The sequence below is a fragment of the Agromyces sp. CF514 genome (assembly GCF_900113185.1).
Classification (GTDB): domain Bacteria; phylum Actinomycetota; class Actinomycetes; order Actinomycetales; family Microbacteriaceae; genus Agromyces.
This window is the reverse complement of record NZ_FOZD01000003.1, coordinates 248,419-267,425: the sequence shown is the minus strand read 5'-3', so window position 1 is coordinate 267,425 and position 19,007 is coordinate 248,419. Positions and strand designations below refer to the sequence as shown.

Genomic DNA, 19,007 nt, shown 5'->3' with positions numbered 1-19,007 from the left:
CACCATGGATCTCAAGCGATTCGCCACGAGGGCGCTGTACGCCGCCCTCGTCACCGGAGGGCTCACGCTCCTCGGCGCCGGCGTCGCGCACGCCTCGGAGACGAGCGGCGACGACGGCATCCTCTCGGGCACGCAGGCGCTCGTCTCGATCTCGGTTCCGGTCACCCTCTCGGGCAACGGCATCTCGGTCATCGGCGACTCCAGCTCGTCGGATGCCGCGACCGAGGTCGCACCGGCACCCGCACCGGCACCTGCTGCCGAGCCGGCCGCCGAGGCGGCGACCACGAACGGCGACGACTCGCTGCTCGGCGGGCTCCAGGGCCTCGTCGACGTCGCGATCCCGGTCACCGTCGGCGGCAACGCCATCAGCGTCGTCGGCGACTCGTCGTCGGAGGGCGCGGCGACCGAGGTCGCACCGGCACCAGCTGCCGAGCCAACCGCCGGAGCGGCCACCACGAACGGCGACGACTCGCTGCTCGGCGGCACCCAGGCGGTCGTAGACGCCGCGATCCCGGTCACGGTCGGCGGCAACGCGATCTCGGTCGTCGGCGACTCCTCATCGACCGATGGGGGCACCTCCGTCGCGCCGAACGAGGCGACAGTCGGAAGCGAGGGCAGCGCCTCGACCTCCGGCGACGACTCGCTGCTCGGCGGGCTCCAGGGCCTCGTCGACGTCGCGATCCCGGTCACCGTCGGCGGCAACGCCATCAGCGTCGTCGGCGACTCGTCGTCGGAGGGCGCGGCGACCGAGGTCGCACCCGGCACGTCCACGGGCGCCGGAGACGGCGCGTCGACGAGCGGCGACGACTCGCTGCTCGGCGGCGCGCAGGCGATCATCGGCGCCGTCGTGCCGGTCACGGTCGGCGGCAACGCGATCTCGGTCGTCGGCGACTCCTCGTCGACGGATGCCGCGACGACCGTGACGCCGACGACCGGAGCCGGCGGCGGAACCCCGTCGACCTCCGGCCTCGGCGGACTGCTCGGGGGAACCCAGCTGATCCCGAGCGTCTCGCTGCCGATCACCGTCGGCGGCAATGCCGTCTCGGTCATCGGCGACAGCGCGACCGGTGGATCGAGGACGGTCGTCCTTCCCGGCGACCCGACCGACCCGACCGACCCGACCGACCCCGTGGACCCCGTGGACCCGGTCGACCCGGTCGACCCCACGGACCCCGTGGACCCGGGAACGCCGAGTGAGCCGGGCACGCCCGGAACCTCGGGCGGCAGCGGATCGAGCGTCGCGAGCGGCGCCGTGACGGCCGTCGCCTCGGACGGGTCGCTCGCCTCGACCGGCTTCGAGTCGAACTGGCTCTCGCTGGGCGGCCTCCTGCTGGCAGCAGGGCTCGGACTCATCGGCCTCCGGCGGCAGCCGAAGCGCCGCTGAGTGCCACGGTCGGGGTCGCCGAGTCTCGGCGGCCCCGACCGTCCGCGCGCCCGCAGGCCTCGCGTCAGCCCTCGCGTCGGGCCTCGCGTCAGACCACGGAGGCCAGCAGCTCGGGGTCGGGCTCGCCGAGCGGCACCCCGCCGAGCGAGCGCCACGCGCGCGCGAGCGCCTGCAGCGCGGCATCCGTCGCCTCGAGGCTCTGGCAGATCGGCACGCGGAGGAACCGCTCGAACGCGCCGTCGACGCCGAACCGCGGGCCGGCCGTGATGATGAGGCCCTCCTGCCTGGCGGCGAGCACGAGCTGCGAGCTCACGGGAGCGCCGAGGCCGATCCACGTCACGATGCCGCCGTCGACGTGCGGCACCTGCCACTCGGGCAGCAGCTCGGCCACGCGACGCTCGACGAGCTCACGACCCGCGAGCAGTTGCTCCCGTCGCAGGGCGAGCACGTCGTCCATGCGCTCGATCGCACGTGCGACGAGCAGTTGCTCGAGGATCGGCGTGCCGAGGTCGCCCGGGGCCCGGACGGCGAGCAGGCGACGGATGAGCGGTCGGTCGGCGCGGATCCAGCCGACTCGGATGCCGCCCCAGATCGTCTTGCCGACGCTGCCGATGAGCACGGCGGGGCCATCGGCAGCCATGGGCGGGAACGTCTCGGCCCGGTCGATGTCGAGCTCGGCGATCGTCTCGTCGGCCATGACGACGGTGCCCTGCCGCGCCGCGGCGTCGAGCACGCGCGCCCGGGACTCCCGGCTCATGGTGCGCCCGGTCGGGTTCTGGAAGTCGGGCATGAGGTACGCGATCGCCGGATTCGAGTGGCGGATGGACTGCACGAGGCTCGCGGCCTCCTCGCGGTCGGCGTCGAGCGCGGCCGCGGCACCGGCCCCTGCCCCGGTGGCCCCCTTCGGCCCCGCGCCGGCGTGCGGCACGACGGGCGAGCCCACGAGCCGGGCGCCGGCACCCCTCAAGGCCTCGTAGGCGTGCGGGTAGGTCGGCATCTCGATGAGGGCGCGGTCGCCGCGGCCGAGCACCGCGCGCGAGACGAGCGCGATGGCGTGCTGCGCGCCGATCGTCACCATGATCTGGTCGGGCGAGGTCGGCAGTCCGCGCTGCGCGTAGCGGTCGGCGATCGCCTGTCGCAGGGGCAGGATGCCGATCGGGTCGTACCCCGAGTCGCCGAGGTGGCCTGGCAGGTCCGCTGCGGCTTCGCGCGCGAGGTCGGACAGCCACGGCAGGGCCGGCGGCGCGGCCTTCGAGAAGTCGAGGTACTCGGACTCGAACGCCGCGGGCAGGATCGCGGGAGCACCGGGCAGTCGGGCCACGCTGCCCGACCCGCGCACGCTGTGCAGGTGGTCGAGCTCGCGCAGCCGACGATAGGCCGCGGCGACGGTCGTGCGGCTCACGCCCAGGCGGTCCGCGAGGTCGCGTTCGGCAGGCAGGCGCGTCTCGACGGGGATGCGCCCGTCGACGACGAGCAGTCGGATGCGGTCGGCCAGCGACTCGTAGGCGCTGCCACGGCCGCGCCAGTCGCCGAGCAGCAGTTCGAGCGAGCGGGCGCTGAGCGAACGATCAACCATCAGGCCACTTTAGGAGAATTGGATGTATACGAAAAGGCCAATCGTGGAATTGGATTGACGTCATGCTCAGCTCCTTCCGCGATCCCGCGCCGATCCTCGTACGCCGAATCGTGCAGCTCTACGTCGGACTGCTCTTCTACGGCATCGGCATCGCACTCATCGTGCGCGGCGAGCTCGGCGTCGCACCGTGGGACGTGCTCACGCAGGGCATCTCCAAGCAGACCGGGCTGAACTTCGGCCTCGTCACCGTCATCACGAGCGTGTTCGTGCTGCTGCTCTGGATCCCGATCCGGCAGAAGCCCGGCTTCGGCACGATCATGAACGTGCTGCTCGTCGGCCCTGCGGCCGATCTCGGCCTCTGGCTGATCCCGGAGGGCCTCGACCTCTGGGTGCGCATCCTGCTGCTGCCGGCCGGCATCCTCGTGCTCGCCATGGCGACCGGCCTCTACATCGGCGCGCACTTCGGCCCCGGCCCGCGCGACGGCCTCATGACCGGCATCCATGCGAGGACCGGTTGGCGCATCTGGATCGTGCGCACGAGCATCGAGCTTGTCGTACTCGCCACGGGTTGGCTGCTCGGCGGCAACGTGGGCATCGGCACCGTCGCGTTCGCGCTGCTCATCGGGCCGCTCTGCGGCTACACGATCCCGCTGTTCGCCATCAAGCGAGCCGCAGTCGAGCGCACGACGGTCGAGCGAGCGGATGCCGGCGCCTCCAGCGAGCGCGAGTCGACGTCACCGGCACCGTCGTCGACGGCCCCTTCGACCCCCTGAACCCGGCGGGTCGGCGCGTAGGGACACCCGCCGACCCGCCGTACCTCCACCCGGGTCTCGAGACGCCTCGATCCCCGAGCGACAGCGTCCTGCGACCTCGGCGTCAGCGGTCGGCGGTCAGCGGTCGGCGAAGGTCGCGAGCACATCGGCCCGCACCTGCGCGAGCCGCGCCTTGAGCAGCGTGACCGCCTCGGGGCGCACGCGATCGCGATGCGTGCGCAGGTCGGTGCGCAGCTGCTGGCGGAACTCCGTGATGGCGAGGTCGGCCTCCTGGAGCGCCCGCTCGGATGCGATGCGATCGCTCTCGGCCGACCCCGAACCCGACCCCGAACCCGTGGCCGACGTACCGCCCGCACCCCCCGACGTCGAGCTCGCGCCCGCCGTCGTGGTCGTGGCCGCGCGCTTGGCCTCGCGGGCCGCGCTCGCGAGTTCGGCGCGCAGCGAGCGCATGGCGTCGTTCACCTCGGCGCGCACGCCGTCGGCGAGACGTCGCACCGAGTCGGTGACCTCGTTCTCGATGTCGTCGAGCTCGTGGCGACGCGACTCGAGTTCTGCACGGCCCGCGGCCGTGATCTCGTAGACGGTCTTGCGCCCGTCGGCGGCCTTGGTGACGAGTCCCTCTTCTTCGAGCTTGGCGAGCCGGGGATAGATCGTGCCCGCACTCGGCGTGTAGGTGCCGCCGAACTGCTCGCTCAGTGCCTGGATCAGCTCGTACCCGTGCCGCGACCGCTCGTCGAGCAGGGCGAGCAGGTAGAGGCGCAGGCTGCCGTGCGCGAAGACGGGGGTCATACGGATGCCTCGGCGTCGCGTTCTGCGCCCGCGCCGCCCGCCTGGGCGCCGGCCTCTGCGTCGGCGGATCCGCCGGCATCCGTCGCCCCTGCGCCGCCGGTCGCACCCGTGCGCGCCCGTGTCATGACCGAGATCGAACCCGAGACGCTGTTCGCGGCGAGGTCGAGCCAACGGCCGGCGAGCTCGCCCGTCACGCGCTCGAAGCCCTTGCCGAGCACGCCCTTGATGCGGGTGTCGTCGAGCAGCACCGTGCCGCCGACCGTGTTGATGCGGTAGCGGGCGCCTGCGCCCGCGTCGTAGCGCACGGTGAGCGAGCCCGAGACGGTGTTCGTGTCGATCTTGCCGGGCGTGCCCTGCGCGTCGACGATCATGTTGCCCGAGACCGTGTCGGCGTCGAAGCCGTAGATGTCGCCCGTGGCGACGACGTCGCCCGAGACGGAGTGCGCGTCGATCGCGCCCACGTGGTTGCCGATCGAGATCTCGCCCGAGACGCTCGACACGTCGAGGTCGCCCTCGTGGTTGTCGACGACGACGCTGCCCGAGACGGTGCTGATCTTGCCGTCGGTCGTGAAGCCCGCGATGAGGGCGTCGCCCGAGACCATGCCGAGCTTGAGCGCGACGTGGCGCGGCGCGAGGATCGACACGTCGGCCTTCGCGTTGCCAGCCCAGCCCTTGAACACGTCGATGAAGTTGTCCCAGCCGAGCTGCGGGTGGTCGATCTCGAGCACGTCGCCCACGATCGAGACCTTCAGGTCCTTGCCGGTGACGCCGCTGATCTCGACGCGTGCACCGGGCTCGTCGTGCGCGATGACGTCGACCTTGCCGCCGATGAGGCCGACCTTGAGCCGGCGCACGAGTTCGAGGTCGATCACGCGCGTCTCGCCGGGGTTGATGACCCACTGCTCGATGCTCATGGGGTGCTCCTTCTGTTGCGGGCGGATGCCGCGGCATCCGGGGTGCTTCCATATCGCGATATATCGCGTCTGCTTCAAACACGATATATCGCGTCTGGCCGGAATGCAAGGGCGAGCGGATGCCGCGGGCTTGACCTTGACGTAACGTCAACCTCTAGCGTGGAATCCGTCGGGGCGAGCACCCCGGCGAACCGCATGAGAGGAAGGGAGCCGCCGTGGACTGGTCGATCCAGGAGATCGCGAAGCTCGCCGGAACCACGAGTCGCACGCTGCGTCACTACGACGACATCGGGCTGCTCGCGCCGGCGCGCATCGGCCCGAACGGCTACCGCTACTACGACGCCGAGGCGCTCGTCAGGCTGCAGCGCATCCTGCTGCTGCGCGAGCTCGGCCTCGGCCTCCCCGCGGTCGCCGACGTGCTCGAGCGCGAGGACCGCGCACCCCATGCCCTGCGGAGCCACCTCGAGTGGCTGCGCGGGGAGCAGCACCGGCTGGCACGGCAGATCGTGTCGGTCGAGAAGACCATCGACGCATTGGAAGGAGGTGAACGACTCATGGCAGAGCAGATGTTCGACGGGTTCGACCACACCGAGTACAAGGAGGAGGTCGAGCAGCGTTGGGGCGAGGACGCCTACGCGAAGAGCGACGCGTGGTGGCGCTCGATGACCGCCGACGAGAGGCGGGCCTGGCAGCAACGGCTGGCATCGCTGAACGCCGACTGGGTCGCCGCGGGCGAACGCGGCATCTACCCGGCGGGCGACGAGGCGCAGGCGCTCGCGCAGCGCCACTTCGAGTGGCTCCGCGGCATCCCGGGAACGCCCGGCGGCGCCGCGGCCGGCCCCAGCAGGGAGTACTTCCTCGGCCTCGCCGAGATGTACGTGGCCGACGAGCGCTTCGGCGCGAACTACGGCGGCACCGACGGCGCCCGGTTCGTGCGCGACGCGATGACGGCGTACGCCGAGCGCAACCTGTAGCGCCTGGCCGTGCGGGGGCGCTGCCGCGAGGCATTGCCCCCGCATCGACGTCGGTGGTGCGTGCTTGGGTGAGGGCATGACGGATGTCTCGCTCGAACCCTGGTCCGACGACGACCTCGACGTGCTCAGGCGCGCGAACACGCCCGACCTCATGGACCAGATGGGCGGGCCCGAGACCGACGAGCAGGTCGTCGCGCGCCACGCCAGGTACCTGCGCCTGCATGCCGAAGGCGCGGCGAGCCACTTCCGCATCGTGATCCCCGGGCATCCCGAGGGCGTCGGCATGGTCGGCTACTGGCAGCACGAGCACGCGGGCGAGCCGGCGCTCGAATCCGGGTGGTCGGTCGAGGCGGAGTACCGCGGGCTGGGCATCGCGCCCGCGGCCGTGCGCGCCATGCTCGACGTCGCACGCGCCGCCGGCGAGACGCTGCCCGTGCACGCGTATCCCCGCGTCGACAACCTCCCGTCGAACGCGGTCTGCCGAAAGGCCGGCTTCGACCTGCTCGGTCCGCTCGAGTTCGAGATCAAGCCGGGCATCGTGCTGCACACGAACGACTGGGTGTTCGACCTCGCCGCTCGCGAGGCGCCCCTGGCGTAGCCTCGTCGCGTGCGCTCCTACCTCGCCGTGATCGTCGGCGGCCTCCTCGGCACCGGGCTGCGGCTCGCGTGCGATCTCGCGCTGCCCCACGCCGACGACGAGTTCCCGTTCAGCACGCTCGCCGTGAACCTCGTGGGCGCGTTCGTGCTGGGCTGGCTCGTCGGCGGGCTCTGGAAGCGGCCCGCGACGCCGAACTGGCTGAAGGCCGGCATCGGCTCTGGCGTGCTCGGCTCCTTCACGACGATGTCGGCCGTGCTGGCCGCCGTGGTGCTGCTCTCGGGCGCGGGCGAGGCCTGGCTCGCGGCGATCTACCTCGCCGTCTCGGCCGCCGGCGGCCTGCTGCTGGCCGCCGCCGGCCTCAAGGTGGGCTCCCTCATCGCGCATCGTCCGATGCCCACCACGGTCACGGATGCCGGGCAGACCCTGTGACCGCCCAGCTCACGCCCCTCGTGCTCACCGCCGTGCTCGTCGCCGGAGCGTTCGGTGCCGTGATCCGCTTCGCGCTCTCGAGGGCCCTGCCCGTACGACCCGGGCACCTGCCGGGCGGCATCCTGATCGTGAACGTGGTCGGGTCGGGCATCGCCGGTGCCGTGCTCGGCCTCGCCGAGCGCGCCGCGATCGACGGCGACCTCCGGCTCGTGCTCGTGACCGGGTTCTGCGGCGGCCTCACGACGTTCAGCACGTGGAGCGTCGAGACGATCGAACTGCTCGACGGCGGACGATGGCGGGCCGCGATCCTCAACGTGCTGCTCACGCTCGCACTCGGCATCGCGGTCGCCGCCGGGGGGTACCTGCTGCTGCGCTGAACGCCGTCCGACTCGCGCGAGCGCGCCGGGGATTCCCCGGTGAACGGCGAGTTTCCGCGGATCTCGAGCCACGCGGCATCCGTCGACTTGACATGGCCCGTGGCGGGTGTAGTGTCATCCGCCGTGACAAATGAGGCGGATTCACCGCCCCCCGAACTGAAATCGCCGAAGCACTGGATCATCGGCGACCCGCTGCCGACCGAGAAGCTCGAGGGGCAGCTCCTACCGAAGCATCTCGCACTCCCGATCTTCGCGAGCGACCCGTTGAGCTCCGTGGCGTACGCGCCGCAGGAACTGCTCATGATCCTCACGGTCGGCGGCCTCGCCTTCCTGAGCTTCGCGCCGTGGGTGGCCTTCGCGGTCGTCGTGCTGCTCGTGACGGTCGTCGCGTCGTACCGGCAGCTGATCCGCGCCTACCCGTCGGGCGGCGGCGACTACGAGGTCGCGCACCGCAACCTCGGAGAGAAGGCCGGCCTGGTCGTGGCCTCGGCCCTGCTCGTCGACTACGTCATGACGGTCGTGGTGTCGGTCGCCTCGGGCGTCGACAACATCATCTCGGCGATCCCCGAGCTCGACCCGTTCCGCGTCGAGCTCGCCGTGATCTTCGTGATCATCCTCGCGGCGGTGAACCTCCGAGGCGTGAGCGAGTCGTCGAAGGCCTTCGCGATCCCGACGTACCTCTTCATCGGCAGCGTCTTCGTGATGATCGTGGTCGGCCTCACCCGCACGGTGCTGGGCGACGCACCGGTCGCATCTTCGGCCCACTTCGAGGTCGATGCCGAGTCCATGACGCAGGCGGGCGTGATCCTCCTGCTGCTCCGATCGTTCGCGAGCGGATGCTCCGCCCTCACGGGCGTCGAGGCCATCGCGAACGGCGTTCCCGCGTTCCGGCGCCCCAAGGTGCGCAACGCGCAGCGGACCCTCGTGCTCATGGGCGGCATCGCGATCATCCTGTTCGCCGGCCTCACGGCGCTCGCGCTCATCTCCCAGGTCCATTACGCCGAAGACCCGTGCAACCTCATCGGCTGGACCGAGTGCGCCACCGAGCCGCAGCTCAGCCTCATGGCCCAGGTCGCGGGGGCGACGTTCGGCGATTCGAGCGCGTTCTTCTACCTGATCCAGGCGGCCACGGCGCTCGTGCTGCTGCTCGCGGCCAATACGGCGTTCAACGGGTTCCCGCTGCTCGGTTCGGTGCTCGCCCGCGACGGGTACGCGCCCAAGTCGCTCTCGACCCGCGGCGACCGGCTCATCTACTCGAACGGCGTGCTGATCCTCGCGCTCGCGGCATCCGTGATCCTGGTGGTGTTCCAGGCGAACCTGACCGTGCTCATCCAGCTCTACATCATCGGCGTCTTCGTGTCGTTCACGCTCGGGCAGACCGGCATGGTGCGGCACTGGCTGCGCGAGCTGTCGAAGGGACGCCATCCCGCCGGCAAGTCCTCCGCGCCGCGCAGGGCCCCCGAAGACGACCGCGCCCTCTCCCGCGGGGCGATGCTGCGCGCGCTCGTGATCAACTCGATCGGCGCGGGCATGACCGCGATCGTGCTCATCGTCGTGACCGTGACGAAGTTCACCCACGGCGCCTGGATCGTGTTCGTCATGATGCCGATCCTCTTCACGCTCATGGTGGGCGTGAACCGCTACTACCGCGACGTCGAGCGCGAGATCGAGCCCGACCCCACGACCACGTTCGGGTCGAGCGGCGACCACGCGATCGTGCTCGTCGGCCGCATGCAGAAGCCCGTGCTGAAGGCGCTCGACTACGCGATCGCCGCCCGCCACGACTCGCTCGAGGCCGTGCACGTCTCGCTCGACGAAGATGCGACGAAGCAGCTCAAGAAGGACTGGGTCAAGCAGAACGTGCACGTGAAGCTGCGCATCCTGTCGTCGCCCTACCGCGACCTCAGCCACCCCCTCATCCAGTACATCAAGCAGCGCCGCGAGGAGCACGGCTCCGAGGTGATCACGGTCTACCTGCCGCAGTACATCGTCGGCCACTGGTGGGAGGGCATCCTGCACAACCACAAGGCCCGCCGCATCAGCCAGAAGCTGCTGCTCGTGCACGGCGTCACGGTGGCGCTCGTGCCGTGGCTGCTCGACTCGTCCGACCTCATCTACGGCCGACGGTCGCGCCCGCTGCCCGGCCAGGACCGCCGCGGCGAGCCGGTGCGTCCGCCCCGCCGATCGGTCGAGGCCACGACGGCGTCCAAGCAGCGCAAGCCGTAGTCGTCACGGGCGACGGATGCCGCGGACGACGCGTCTCTCGATGGACTGCCGTCAGAGCATCGCCATGATCTGGCGCGCGATCATGCGGCCGGCGCGGCTCGCCCCGACCGTCGAGGCCTGGGGACCGTAGCCCGCGAGGAAGATGCGGGGGTCGTTCCACGACGCACCCTGGCCGACGCTGATGCCGCCCGCCTTCTCGCGGAGCTTCAACGGTGCGAGGTGCCGGAGCTCGGGGCGGAACCCGGTGGCCCAGATGATCGCGTCGGCACGCACTTCGCTCGCCGGGTGGTCTGCATCGCCCTCCCAGACCACGCGGTCGGCGTCGATGCGGTCGAACATGGGCCGGGCGACGAGCAGGCCGCGCTCGATGCCCGCGGCGATGCGGCGGTTCTTGGGAACGCCCGTGCCGCTCACGATCGAAGGCAGGGCACGCCCGGATCGCGCCGCCTCGTCCTGCTTGGCGACGGCCGTTGACGCGCCCTCGAGATCGAGCTCCTGCCGGTCGAGCCAGTCGATCGGGCGTCGGGAGACCCAGGTGAGCTCGGCGGCGATGCCCTCGAGTTCGAGCATGAACCCGATCGCCGAGGTGCCGCCGCCCACCACGACCACGTGCTTGTCGCGGAAGTCCTCGGCGTCGGCGAAGTCGGAGGTGTGCAGGTGGCGCCCCTGGAAGGCGGTCATGCCCGGGTAATAGGGCACGAACGGCGAGCCCCAGGTGCCGGTGGCGTTGACCAGGAACTGCACGGCGAGCTCGTGCCGGGGCGGCGCCTGCTCGGGCGGCTCCTGGAACGACTTGCGCATGCGCCCGAAGAAGCCCCGCGCGCGCTGCTCATCGAGCGGCTGGGGGCTCAGGTCGTCGTAGCGCACGACGAGGTCGACGCCTTCGTTCGTGACCGAGCGCACGTCCATCGGGCGACGCACCTTCAGGTCGAAGTGCTCCTCGAACCGGCCGTAGTACTCGGCGACCACCTCGCGCGCCGGAAGCGTGCGATCGGCGGTGTCGAAGCTGAGGCCGAGGTCGGCCATGCCGGGCAGGTCGTTGACGCGATGGGCCGTGCCGAGGCGCAACGAGGACCACCGATGCTGCCACGCGCCGCCCGGGCCGGGGGCCCGGTCGAGCATCACGAAGTCCTCGCCTGCGACCAGCTCGAAGCGGCGCAGGTAGTACGCGACCGAGAGTCCAGCCTGCCCTGCGCCGATCACCGCGATCTTCACGCGTTCAGGGCTCGACGTCACGGTTCCATCGAACCACGTCCAGCTGTGCGCCCGCCCAATTACGCGGTCGAGACGCACCTGTGCAGGGCGAGATCGGCATGCCCACGGCGGTGCTAAACTGGCGGTCGGACGAATTCATATAAACCAGAAGCGCCGGGTGAAGACAATGCCACCCGGCCAGACGTCGTAAGGGGGTCACGCATGGGGCGCGGCCGTCAGAAAGCCAAGCACACCAAGGTCGCTCGGGAGCTGAAGTACTTCAGCCCGAACACCGACTACTCGGCGCTTGAGCGCGAACTCACGAGTTCGCATGACGATTATTCCGAAGAAGCTGCGAAGTGGGCAGAGTATGCCGACGACGAAGACGACAGCTACGTCACCGACGACGAACAGCACGAGCAACGCGCGTAGCCTGCCCGATCACTGCTGACCGGTTCACGGCCTTCAGTTCGATCCGGCCCAAGCGGCAGCGTGCTCGACGAACGCCTCGAGCTCGCGCAACGTCGAGCCCGCGGTGATCGCGCGCAGCACGAGTTCGTCGACGGGATCCGAGACCGACGCGTAGTCCGCGAGCCGGTCGGCATGGTCGATCGTCGAGTCGATCGCACGGAACCCGAGTCGGTCGAAGTTCGCCGCGTAGGCCGGGTAGGCGTCGTATGCGGACGCCTCGGCCGAGAGCACGGGCCTGGCCGCTTCGTCGACGATCGTGCGCGCGTAGAGCACGCCGCGCACGGGGCGCCCGCCTGCATCGGCTCTGAGCTCGCGCATCGCGGCGGCCCCGGCATCGGGAGTCAGCCAGTTCAGCAGCACGCCGTCGGCCTCCTCGGCCGCGAGCCGGCGCATGCGCGGACCGAGCGCGCCCACGACGATCGCGGCATCGGTGCGCTCGCGAAGGCCGACGATCGCCTCGCGTACCGAGGCGATCGGCCGGTCGGTGCGACCCGACCCGATGCCGATCGCCGTGCGGTCGGACGGAAGCCCGTCGAGGTCGAGTGAACTCGCCGGCCGCCGGTCGATCGGGATCACGCCGGTCGCCAGGCGCAGCGTCGAGGTCACGGATGCCGCGATGCGGAGGCCGTCGAGCGAGTCCCCGCCGGGGACGTCGTTCAGCCAGAGCCCAGCGAACCCGAGGCGTTCGATGCGCGGCGCGAGCGCCGACAGCGTCTCGGACGAGGTCGTGCCCATGAGGCCGATCGAGACCGCCATGGCGGTGCCGGCGCCCTGCGACTGCTGCGTCACGCGAAGGCCCGGATCAGCTCGCGTAGCCGCCGACGAGGCGGACCGCTCCGCCGTCGACGCCCTTGGCTCCCTGCTCGAAGCCGTCGAGGTCACGCGCGCCGATCGTGACCGTTCCCGCCTGCCAGGACGGCAGCCCGAGCCGTTCGAGCGCGCCGATCACGTCGGTCGCGGAATCGGCATCGACGACCGCGAAGAAGCCGACGCCGAGGTTCCACGTGCCCTCGGAGCTCTCGAGGGTCGACCCGGCGAGCGCGCTCAGCGAGCGGAACACCGCGGCCGGCGACCACGTGGAGCGATCGACCTCGACCCACGAGCCGACGGGCAGCACGCGGGCGAGGTTCGCGGCGATGCCGCCGCCCGTGACGTGCGAGAGCGAGTGCACGGCCGAACCGTGCGGGCCCTCGAGGAGCTCGACCAGCGGGCCGCTGTAGAGCCGGGTCGGTTCGAGCAGCGCCTCGCCCCAGGTCGTGCCGAGGTCGGGCGCGGCGTCGCCGTAGTGCAGCCCGGCGTTCGCGAGGATGTGGCGCACGAGCGAGAAGCCGTTGGAGTGCAGGCCGCTCGACGAGATCGCGATGACCGCGTCGCCGTCGCGCACCCGGTCGGCGCCGAGCAGTCGGTCGGCCTCGACCACGCCCACGGCAGCACCGGCCACGTCGTAGTCGTTCACGCCCATGAGCCCGGGGTGCTCGGCGGTCTCGCCGCCGACGAGGGCGGTGCCGGTCTCGGCGCACGCCTTCGCGATGCCCGTGACGATCGACGCGATGCGCTCGGGCACGACCTTGCCGCACGCGATGTAGTCGGTCATGAAGAGCGGCTTCGCTCCCACGACGACGATGTCGTCGACGACCATGCCCACCAGGTCTTGACCGATGGTGTCGTGCTTGTCGAGCGCCTGCGCGATCGCGATCTTCGTGCCGACGCCGTCGGTCGAGGTCGCGAGCAGCGGACGCTCGTACGCCTTCGCGAACGACAGGTCGAAGAGGCCCGCGAATCCGCCGACGCCGCCGAGCACGTTCGGACCGTGCGTCGCGGCCACGGAGGCCTTCATGAGTTCGACGGCGAGGTCGCCTGCTGCGGTGTCGACTCCGGCAGCGGCGTAGGACGAGTTCGCGCTCACCCGACAAGGGTACCCGCCTCGCGGCGCGCCGAAGGCCCGCTCGTCCCGGCATCCCGGCCGCGGGCCGCACGCGCGCGTAGAATCCGTCGCATGCAGGCGGATGGGACCCCGTCGTGGGTGATCCGGGAGAACGCGAGTCGGCCTGTGCTGATCGCGCTGTACCTCCGTGCGGCCCTCGGGGTCGCCTCCCCCGTCGAGTTGCCGCGAGTGCGCGACGTGGGCAAGGTCGGCGCGACGCTCGTCATCGACCAGCACGACCTGCTCGAGCGTCAGTGGCGCGACTGGTGGGCCATGACGGTCGAGCCCGAGTCGCATCCGTCGCCCGTGCCGCTGCAGCTCGTCGACGAGTACGAGACCGAGATCGCGCTGCCCGTCTCGGGCGCCGAGGTGCTGCTCGCCGCGATCCCCCCGCACGCAGAGGCCGCCAGGGCATGGGCCGAATGGACGCAGGACGCCTACCGGGCCGCGTCCTCGGCTCGCCGGGGCGACTCCTACCGCGCCTACGCCGGCACCATCGCCGAGCACGAGCGCGAGGTCGGGCGGCGGGCCCACTCGTTCGAGTTGAACGTCGAGGTGCTGCCGCTCGCGACATCCGGCGTCTGGTGGATCGGCGAGAAGACCGTCGCCGTGACCGACTCGCTGCGGGCCGACGCCGCCGCGTTCGACGACGCGATCCATCCGATCATCGCCGAACTGGCCTGAGCGCCCCGCGCGGGGTGCCGGTCTCGAGACGCCTCGCTCCTCGACCGGGCGTGCCAGACTCGGACGCATGAGCATCTGGTTCGGCGAGCCCTCGGTCGAGTGGGCGAACGCACGTTGCGAGGGCACCGCGATCCGAGCACTCGGCATCGAGATGACCGAGATCACCGACGAGTCCCTGAAGGGACGGATGCCGGTGGACGGCCGCACCCGTCAGCCGGGCGGAGTGCTGCACGGCGGGGCATCCGTCGCCCTGGCCGAGACGCTGGCGAGCTGGGGGGCGACCTTCACGGTCGATCCCGAGCAGTTCTACTGCGTCGGCATGGAGATCAACGCGAACCACGTGCGCCCGGTCGCAGACGGCTGGGTGACCGGAGAGGCACGGCCGATCACCCGCGGCCGCACGACGCAGGTGTGGGACATCCGCATCACCGACGAGAACGGCAAGCTCGTGTGCGTGTCCCGCTGCACGATGGCCGTGCTCGCGAAGCCCTCGGAGTACTGACCGGCGACCGAGACGGGTGAGCGCCGGGCAGGCTCAGCGCGAGACGCGCGCGGCCTCGACCGCGGCGAGCACCACGGCCATCGCCTGGTCGAACCGGTGGTCTGGCGGGGCGCCGATGCCGACCACGAGGGCGGGCGGGCGCGGCGTCGCAGCCGGGTCGACGGCGTATTCGGCGATGCCGCCGATGCGGAGCCCGAGCGCCGCCGCCTCGGCGACGACCGCCTCCTCGGCGATGCCCGGCGGCAGCTCGAGCAGGCATTGGATGCCCGCAGCGAGTCCGACGACCCGCGCATCGGGCAGGTTCGCCTCGACGAACGCCTCGAACCGCTCCCGACGCGCCCGGTAGCGCAGGCGGAGTGCGCGCACGCTCCGGTCGTAGCCGCCGGAGCCGAGGAACGCGGCGAGCGCCAGCTGCGAGAGGGCGTCGGTGGCGGATCCGGTGCGGGCCCGCTCCGCGAGCAGGTCGCCGCGGAGCCAGCGGGGCACCACACCCCAGCCGAGGCCGAGCGCGGGCGAGAGCGCCTTGCTCGTGGTGCCGCCGTAGACGGTTCGGTCGGGCGCGAGCGGCTGGAACGCGCCGATGCTGCGACCGTCGAACCGGAACTCGCCGTCGTAGTCGTCCTCGATGACGAGGCCGTCGGTGCTCGTCGCCCAGGCAGCGAGCCCGACCCGGCGCTCGCGCGACAACGGCACGCCGGTCGGGAACTGGTGCGCGGGCGTGAGCAGCACCGCGTCGACGGGCGGCATCCCGGCGTCGAGCAGATCGACGCGAGCGCCGTGGTCGTCGATGGGCAGCGCGACGAGCTCGAGGCCCGCGGCCTCGAGCACGGCGCGGTGCGAAGCGTGCCCGTGGCTCTCGAGGGCGATCCGGGTGCCGCCACGGGCGACGAGCGCCCGCGCCACGAGCCCGAGCAGTCCGCCGAACCCGTGCGTGACGATCACGTCGTCCGGGGTGGCGAGCACTCCCCTGGTCCTGGCGAGGTACTCGGCGAGGCGCTCGCGCAGCGCCGCCACGCCCTCGGGCGCACCGTAGCCGAGGGCCTCGGTCGGGGCATCCGCCAGCGCCCGCCTCATCGCGTCGAGCCAGGCCGAGCGGGGGAACGCCGAACCGTCGGGCAGGCCGCCGCGCAGGTCGAGGTCGAACCGCGTCGAGCGATCGGCGGGGGCCATCGGCGTCGGTGAGGGGCGCTCGCGCACCCAGGTGCCCGCGCCGACCCTGGCATCGAGCCATCCCTCGCCGACGAGCCGGGCGTAGACCTCGGCCACGCCATTGCGCGAGATGCCGAGGTCGACGGCGAGCGATCGGGTCGCCGGCAGCCGCACCCCGGGAGCGAGCACGCCGTCACGGACCGCATCGCGCAGCGCGTCCTCGAGCGACCCGCGCTTGCGGCCTGCGTCGAGCAGGACGTGGAGATCCAATCCTGAATTGGCCCAGTCATCCGCCATGGAAATGGACGTTACCAGCGCCAGCCGTGCTCCGTAGCGTGGAGTCATGACCACTTCGACCACCTCCGAGACCGTCACGACCGGCACCTCCGCCGCGACCGTCACGCCGAACCGCCGCCTCGACCTCGACGGCGTCGCCCCCGCCTTCATCCGCGCGGTCACCGCGCTCGACGAGGTCGCCGACGCCGAGGCGGACCGCGCCGGCATCGACCGCGGCCTCCGCGACCTGCTGAAGCTGCGCGCCTCGCAGCTGAACGGCTGCTCGTACTGCGTCGACCTGCACTCGCGCGACGCGATCGCGGGCGGCGAGCACGCCCAGCGGGTGTTCGCCGTCGCCGTCTGGCCCGAGTCGAACTTCTTCACGGCGCGCGAGCGGGCCGCCTTCGCCCTCACCGAGTCGGTCACGCGCCTGTCGGAGACGCATGTGCCCGAGGCCGTCTGGAACGAGGCATCCGCACACTTCACCGACGACGAGACCGCGGCCCTGCTCGCCGTCATCGTCGCGATCAACGCCTGGAACGAACTCGCCGTCGCGACCCGCGGATGGCGCCCGCGACTGCAGGCCTGAGCGCTCGCGCGTGCGGGCCGATGCTCACCTGAGCAGCGGCCCGCATCCAGCCGGCGCACATGCGCGCGTGTGGGAGGATGATGCAGTCCGATCGGACACCTTCCCCCACCTTCGAGGAGCCATTGCTCGCATGTGCGGCATCGTCGGAATCGTCTCGACCGAACCCGTCAACCAGCAGGTGTACGACAGCCTGCTCCTCCTGCAACACCGAGGCCAGGATTCGACCGGCATCGCGACCGCCGACGGATCGGCCTTCCACATGGCGAAGGCACGCGGTCAGGTGCGCGAGGCGTTCCGCACGCGCGACATGCGCTCGCTCATCGGCAACATGGGCCTCGGCCACGTGCGCTACACCACGAAGGGTGCGGCCGAGCGCGAAGAGGAGGCCCAGCCGTTCTACGTGAACGCGCCCTACGGCATCATCCTCGTGCACAACGGCAACCTCACGAACACGCGCGAGCTCTCGCAGGACCTCTTCAACATCGACCGTCGCCACGTGAACTCCACGAGCGACACCGAGATGCTGCTGAACGTGCTCGCGACCGAGCTCACCGGGCAGATCACGGGCCTCGACCTCGACCCCGACCAGGTGTTCGCGGCCGTCGAGCAGGTGCACGAGCGCGTCGAGGGTTCGTACGCCGTCATCTCCATGATCGCCGGCCACGGCCTGCTCGCGTTCCGCGACCCGTTCGGCATCCGCCCGCTGATCCTCGGCCGCCGCGTCACCGAGCGGGGCAAGGAGGAGTGGATCGTCGCATCCGAATCCCTCGTGCTCGAGAACGGCGACTACGAGATCGTGCGCGACGTCGAGCCCGGCGAGGCGATCTTCATCACGCTCGACGGCCAGATGATCTCGCGCCAGTGCGCCAAGAACCCGCGCCTCGTGCCGTGCTCGTTCGAGTACGTCTACCTCGCCCGCCCCGACTCCGTCATGAACGGCATCTCGGTCTACGAGTCGCGCCTGCGCATGGGCGACCGCCTCGCCGACACGATCGCGAAGCACATGCCGCTCGGCGACGCCGACGTGGTCATGCCCATTCCCGACTCGTCGCGCCCGTCGGCCATGCAGGTCGCGCAGAAGCTCGGCATCGAGTACCGCGAGGGCTTCTACAAGAACCGCTACGTGGGTCGCACGTTCATCATGCCCGGCCAGTCGGAGCGCAAGCGCTCGGTGCGCCAGAAGCTGAACGCCATGGGCACCGAGTTCCGCGGCAAGAACATCCTCATCGTCGACGACTCGATCGTGCGCGGCACCACGTCGCAGCAGATCGTGCAGATGGCCCGCGACGCCGGCGCGAACAAGGTGACCTTCGCCTCGGCGGCGCCGCCCGTGCGCTTCCCGCACGTGTACGGCATCAACATGCCGAGCCGCCAGGAGCTCATCGCGCACGGACGCAAGATCCCCGAGATCGCGGCCGAGCTCGGCGCCGACCACATGATCTACCAGGAGGTCGCCGACCTGCAGGCCGCGATCACCGAGGGCACGTCGATCGAGGCGCTCGACCTGTCGTGCTTCACGGGCGACTACGTCACCGGCACGGTCACCGAGGAGTACCTCGGCTGGGTCGAGCAGACGCAGCTCAGCTGAGCTCCGCCTGCTCGCGGCATCCGGATGTCGCGTGCGGGCCACGCACGAAGGGCCGCCCCGTTCGATCGGGGCGGCCCTTCGTCATGTCGTGGGCGAGCGGATGCCTGCGGACGCTACGGCGCCTCGTCGACCCGGTGCGCGACCTCGTGCTCGACGCCCACCGAGGCGGTGCGCCGCGCGAGGGCACGATCGAAGGCCAGTGCGACCAGCGCGCCGAGGGCGACGCCGATCGAGGCGCAGATCAGCAGCAGGAAGCCGAACACCTGGCCGCCGTCGAACCCGACGGGCACGAACTCGCTCTGCTCCGGCGTGAAGGCGAGCGTGAGCACGAGTGCGACGACCGCGCCGAGGCCCGCCCCGAGGGTCATGAACCGGCCGTACTTCGGCGCCCGGCGCACGCGCACGGTGTCGCTCGTGACATCCGTCTCGATGAGGATCTCGGATGCCGCGGGCGCGACGTCTGCGGGCGGCTGGGCCGGCGTCGGCTCGAGGGCGGCGGCCGTGTTCGGCTCGGCGGCCTCGGACGAGTCGGCGGGGGTGGGGGCGTTGCTCACCCCTCCATTGTCGCGCACGCAGCTGGGCGCGCGCAG

At 71.3% G+C, this 19,007-nt stretch carries 20 protein-coding genes; 12 read left to right on the top strand and 8 right to left on the bottom strand.

Going from position 1 to position 19,007, the window contains the following annotated elements; all coding sequences use genetic code 11:
• Nucleotides 1–4: 4 nt before the first annotated feature.
• Nucleotides 5–1,384 (top strand): chaplin family protein, encoded by a 1,380-nt coding sequence (locus tag BM342_RS19315; protein ID WP_092969431.1) that lies wholly within the window; start codon nt 5–7, stop codon nt 1,382–1,384.
• A gap of 88 nt (nt 1,385–1,472) precedes the next feature.
• Here BM342_RS19315 and BM342_RS19310 read toward each other — a convergent pair whose 3' ends face one another.
• Nucleotides 1,473–2,960 (bottom strand): MocR-like transcription factor YczR, encoded by a 1,488-nt coding sequence (locus BM342_RS19310; RefSeq protein WP_092969428.1) that lies wholly within the window; start codon nt 2,958–2,960, stop codon nt 1,473–1,475.
• A gap of 62 nt (nt 2,961–3,022) precedes the next feature.
• On the opposite strand from BM342_RS19310, the gene BM342_RS19305 reads away from it, so the two are divergent.
• Nucleotides 3,023–3,733 (top strand): membrane protein YczE, encoded by a 711-nt coding sequence (locus BM342_RS19305; protein ID WP_092969425.1) that lies wholly within the window; start codon nt 3,023–3,025, stop codon nt 3,731–3,733.
• A 117-nt stretch (nt 3,734–3,850) separates the two neighbouring features.
• Here the strand turns inward: BM342_RS19305 and BM342_RS19300 are convergent, their stop codons facing one another.
• Both BM342_RS19300 and BM342_RS19295 read right to left on the bottom strand, forming a co-directional pair.
• Nucleotides 3,851–4,522, bottom strand: a complete 672-nt coding sequence (locus BM342_RS19300) for a PadR family transcriptional regulator (protein ID WP_092969422.1) — start codon at nt 4,520–4,522, stop codon at nt 3,851–3,853.
• Nucleotides 4,519–5,436 (bottom strand): DUF4097 family beta strand repeat-containing protein, encoded by a 918-nt coding sequence (locus BM342_RS19295; protein WP_092969419.1) that lies wholly within the window; start codon nt 5,434–5,436, stop codon nt 4,519–4,521. Before BM342_RS19295 ends, BM342_RS19300 begins: the two co-directional genes overlap by 4 nt.
• Nucleotides 5,437–5,651: 215 nt before the next feature.
• On the opposite strand from BM342_RS19295, the gene BM342_RS19290 reads away from it, so the two are divergent.
• The 5 genes from BM342_RS19290 (at nt 5,652) to BM342_RS19270 (ending at nt 10,040) form a co-directional block, all read left to right on the top strand.
• Nucleotides 5,652–6,410 carry a MerR family transcriptional regulator gene (locus BM342_RS19290; RefSeq protein WP_092969416.1) on the top strand — a complete coding sequence of 253 codons (759 nt, stop codon included), beginning with the start codon at nt 5,652–5,654 and terminating at the stop codon, nt 6,408–6,410.
• A gap of 76 nt (nt 6,411–6,486) precedes the next feature.
• On the top strand, nt 6,487–7,008 hold the full coding sequence (locus BM342_RS19285; protein WP_092969413.1) for a GNAT family N-acetyltransferase: 522 nt from the start codon (nt 6,487–6,489) through the stop codon (nt 7,006–7,008).
• 9 nt (nt 7,009–7,017) lie between these two features.
• Entirely contained in the window at nt 7,018–7,437 is a 420-nt protein-coding gene (locus BM342_RS19280) for a fluoride efflux transporter FluC (RefSeq protein ID WP_092969410.1), read from the top strand.
• Nucleotides 7,434–7,814, top strand: coding sequence for a fluoride efflux transporter CrcB (gene crcB / locus BM342_RS19275; RefSeq protein WP_092969407.1), 381 nt, complete (start codon nt 7,434–7,436; stop codon nt 7,812–7,814). The genes BM342_RS19280 and crcB overlap by 4 nt, the downstream gene beginning before the upstream one ends.
• Before the next feature lie 123 nt (nt 7,815–7,937).
• Entirely contained in the window at nt 7,938–10,040 is a 2,103-nt protein-coding gene (locus tag BM342_RS19270) for an APC family permease (RefSeq protein ID WP_255368976.1), read from the top strand.
• 51 nt (nt 10,041–10,091) lie between these two features.
• On the opposite strand, the gene BM342_RS19265 is transcribed toward BM342_RS19270, so the two are convergent.
• Entirely contained in the window at nt 10,092–11,276 is a 1,185-nt protein-coding gene (locus BM342_RS19265; RefSeq protein ID WP_092969404.1) for an NAD(P)-binding domain-containing protein, read from the bottom strand.
• 180 nt (nt 11,277–11,456) lie between these two features.
• Here BM342_RS19265 and BM342_RS19260 point away from each other — a divergent pair, with 180 nt between their 5' ends.
• Nucleotides 11,457–11,666 (top strand): DUF3073 domain-containing protein, encoded by a 210-nt coding sequence (locus tag BM342_RS19260; RefSeq protein ID WP_092969401.1) that lies wholly within the window; start codon nt 11,457–11,459, stop codon nt 11,664–11,666.
• 33 nt (nt 11,667–11,699) lie between these two features.
• Here BM342_RS19260 and BM342_RS19255 read toward each other — a convergent pair whose 3' ends face one another.
• Together BM342_RS19255 and purM are read right to left on the bottom strand one after the other, a co-directional pair.
• Nucleotides 11,700–12,494 (bottom strand): LLM class flavin-dependent oxidoreductase, encoded by a 795-nt coding sequence (locus BM342_RS19255; RefSeq protein ID WP_092969398.1) that lies wholly within the window; start codon nt 12,492–12,494, stop codon nt 11,700–11,702.
• A gap of 13 nt (nt 12,495–12,507) precedes the next feature.
• Nucleotides 12,508–13,542: a phosphoribosylformylglycinamidine cyclo-ligase gene (gene purM / locus BM342_RS19250; RefSeq protein ID WP_369823207.1), complete on the bottom strand. Its 1,035-nt coding sequence runs from the start codon at nt 13,540–13,542 to the stop codon at nt 12,508–12,510.
• A 159-nt stretch (nt 13,543–13,701) separates the two neighbouring features.
• Between purM and BM342_RS19245 the strand changes: the two genes are divergently transcribed.
• Nucleotides 13,702–14,313 carry a zinc-binding alcohol dehydrogenase gene (locus BM342_RS19245; RefSeq protein ID WP_092969392.1) on the top strand — a complete coding sequence of 204 codons (612 nt, stop codon included), beginning with the start codon at nt 13,702–13,704 and terminating at the stop codon, nt 14,311–14,313.
• 67 nt (nt 14,314–14,380) lie between these two features.
• Nucleotides 14,381–14,815 (top strand): PaaI family thioesterase, encoded by a 435-nt coding sequence (locus tag BM342_RS19240; protein WP_092969389.1) that lies wholly within the window; start codon nt 14,381–14,383, stop codon nt 14,813–14,815.
• 33 nt (nt 14,816–14,848) lie between these two features.
• Here the strand turns inward: BM342_RS19240 and BM342_RS19235 are convergent, their stop codons facing one another.
• Complete coding sequence (locus tag BM342_RS19235) at nt 14,849–16,234, bottom strand: MocR-like pyridoxine biosynthesis transcription factor PdxR (RefSeq protein ID WP_255368973.1); 1,386 nt, start codon at nt 16,232–16,234, stop codon at nt 14,849–14,851.
• A gap of 73 nt (nt 16,235–16,307) precedes the next feature.
• On the opposite strand from BM342_RS19235, the gene BM342_RS19230 reads away from it, so the two are divergent.
• Both BM342_RS19230 and purF read left to right on the top strand, forming a co-directional pair.
• Nucleotides 16,308–16,829 (top strand): carboxymuconolactone decarboxylase family protein, encoded by a 522-nt coding sequence (locus tag BM342_RS19230; RefSeq protein ID WP_092969384.1) that lies wholly within the window; start codon nt 16,308–16,310, stop codon nt 16,827–16,829.
• A gap of 130 nt (nt 16,830–16,959) precedes the next feature.
• Nucleotides 16,960–18,417, top strand: coding sequence for an amidophosphoribosyltransferase (gene purF / locus BM342_RS19225; RefSeq protein ID WP_092969381.1), 1,458 nt, complete (start codon nt 16,960–16,962; stop codon nt 18,415–18,417).
• 113 nt (nt 18,418–18,530) lie between these two features.
• Here purF and BM342_RS19220 read toward each other — a convergent pair whose 3' ends face one another.
• Nucleotides 18,531–18,971: a hypothetical protein gene (locus BM342_RS19220; protein WP_255368972.1), complete on the bottom strand. Its 441-nt coding sequence runs from the start codon at nt 18,969–18,971 to the stop codon at nt 18,531–18,533.
• Nucleotides 18,972–19,007 lie beyond the last annotated feature (36 nt).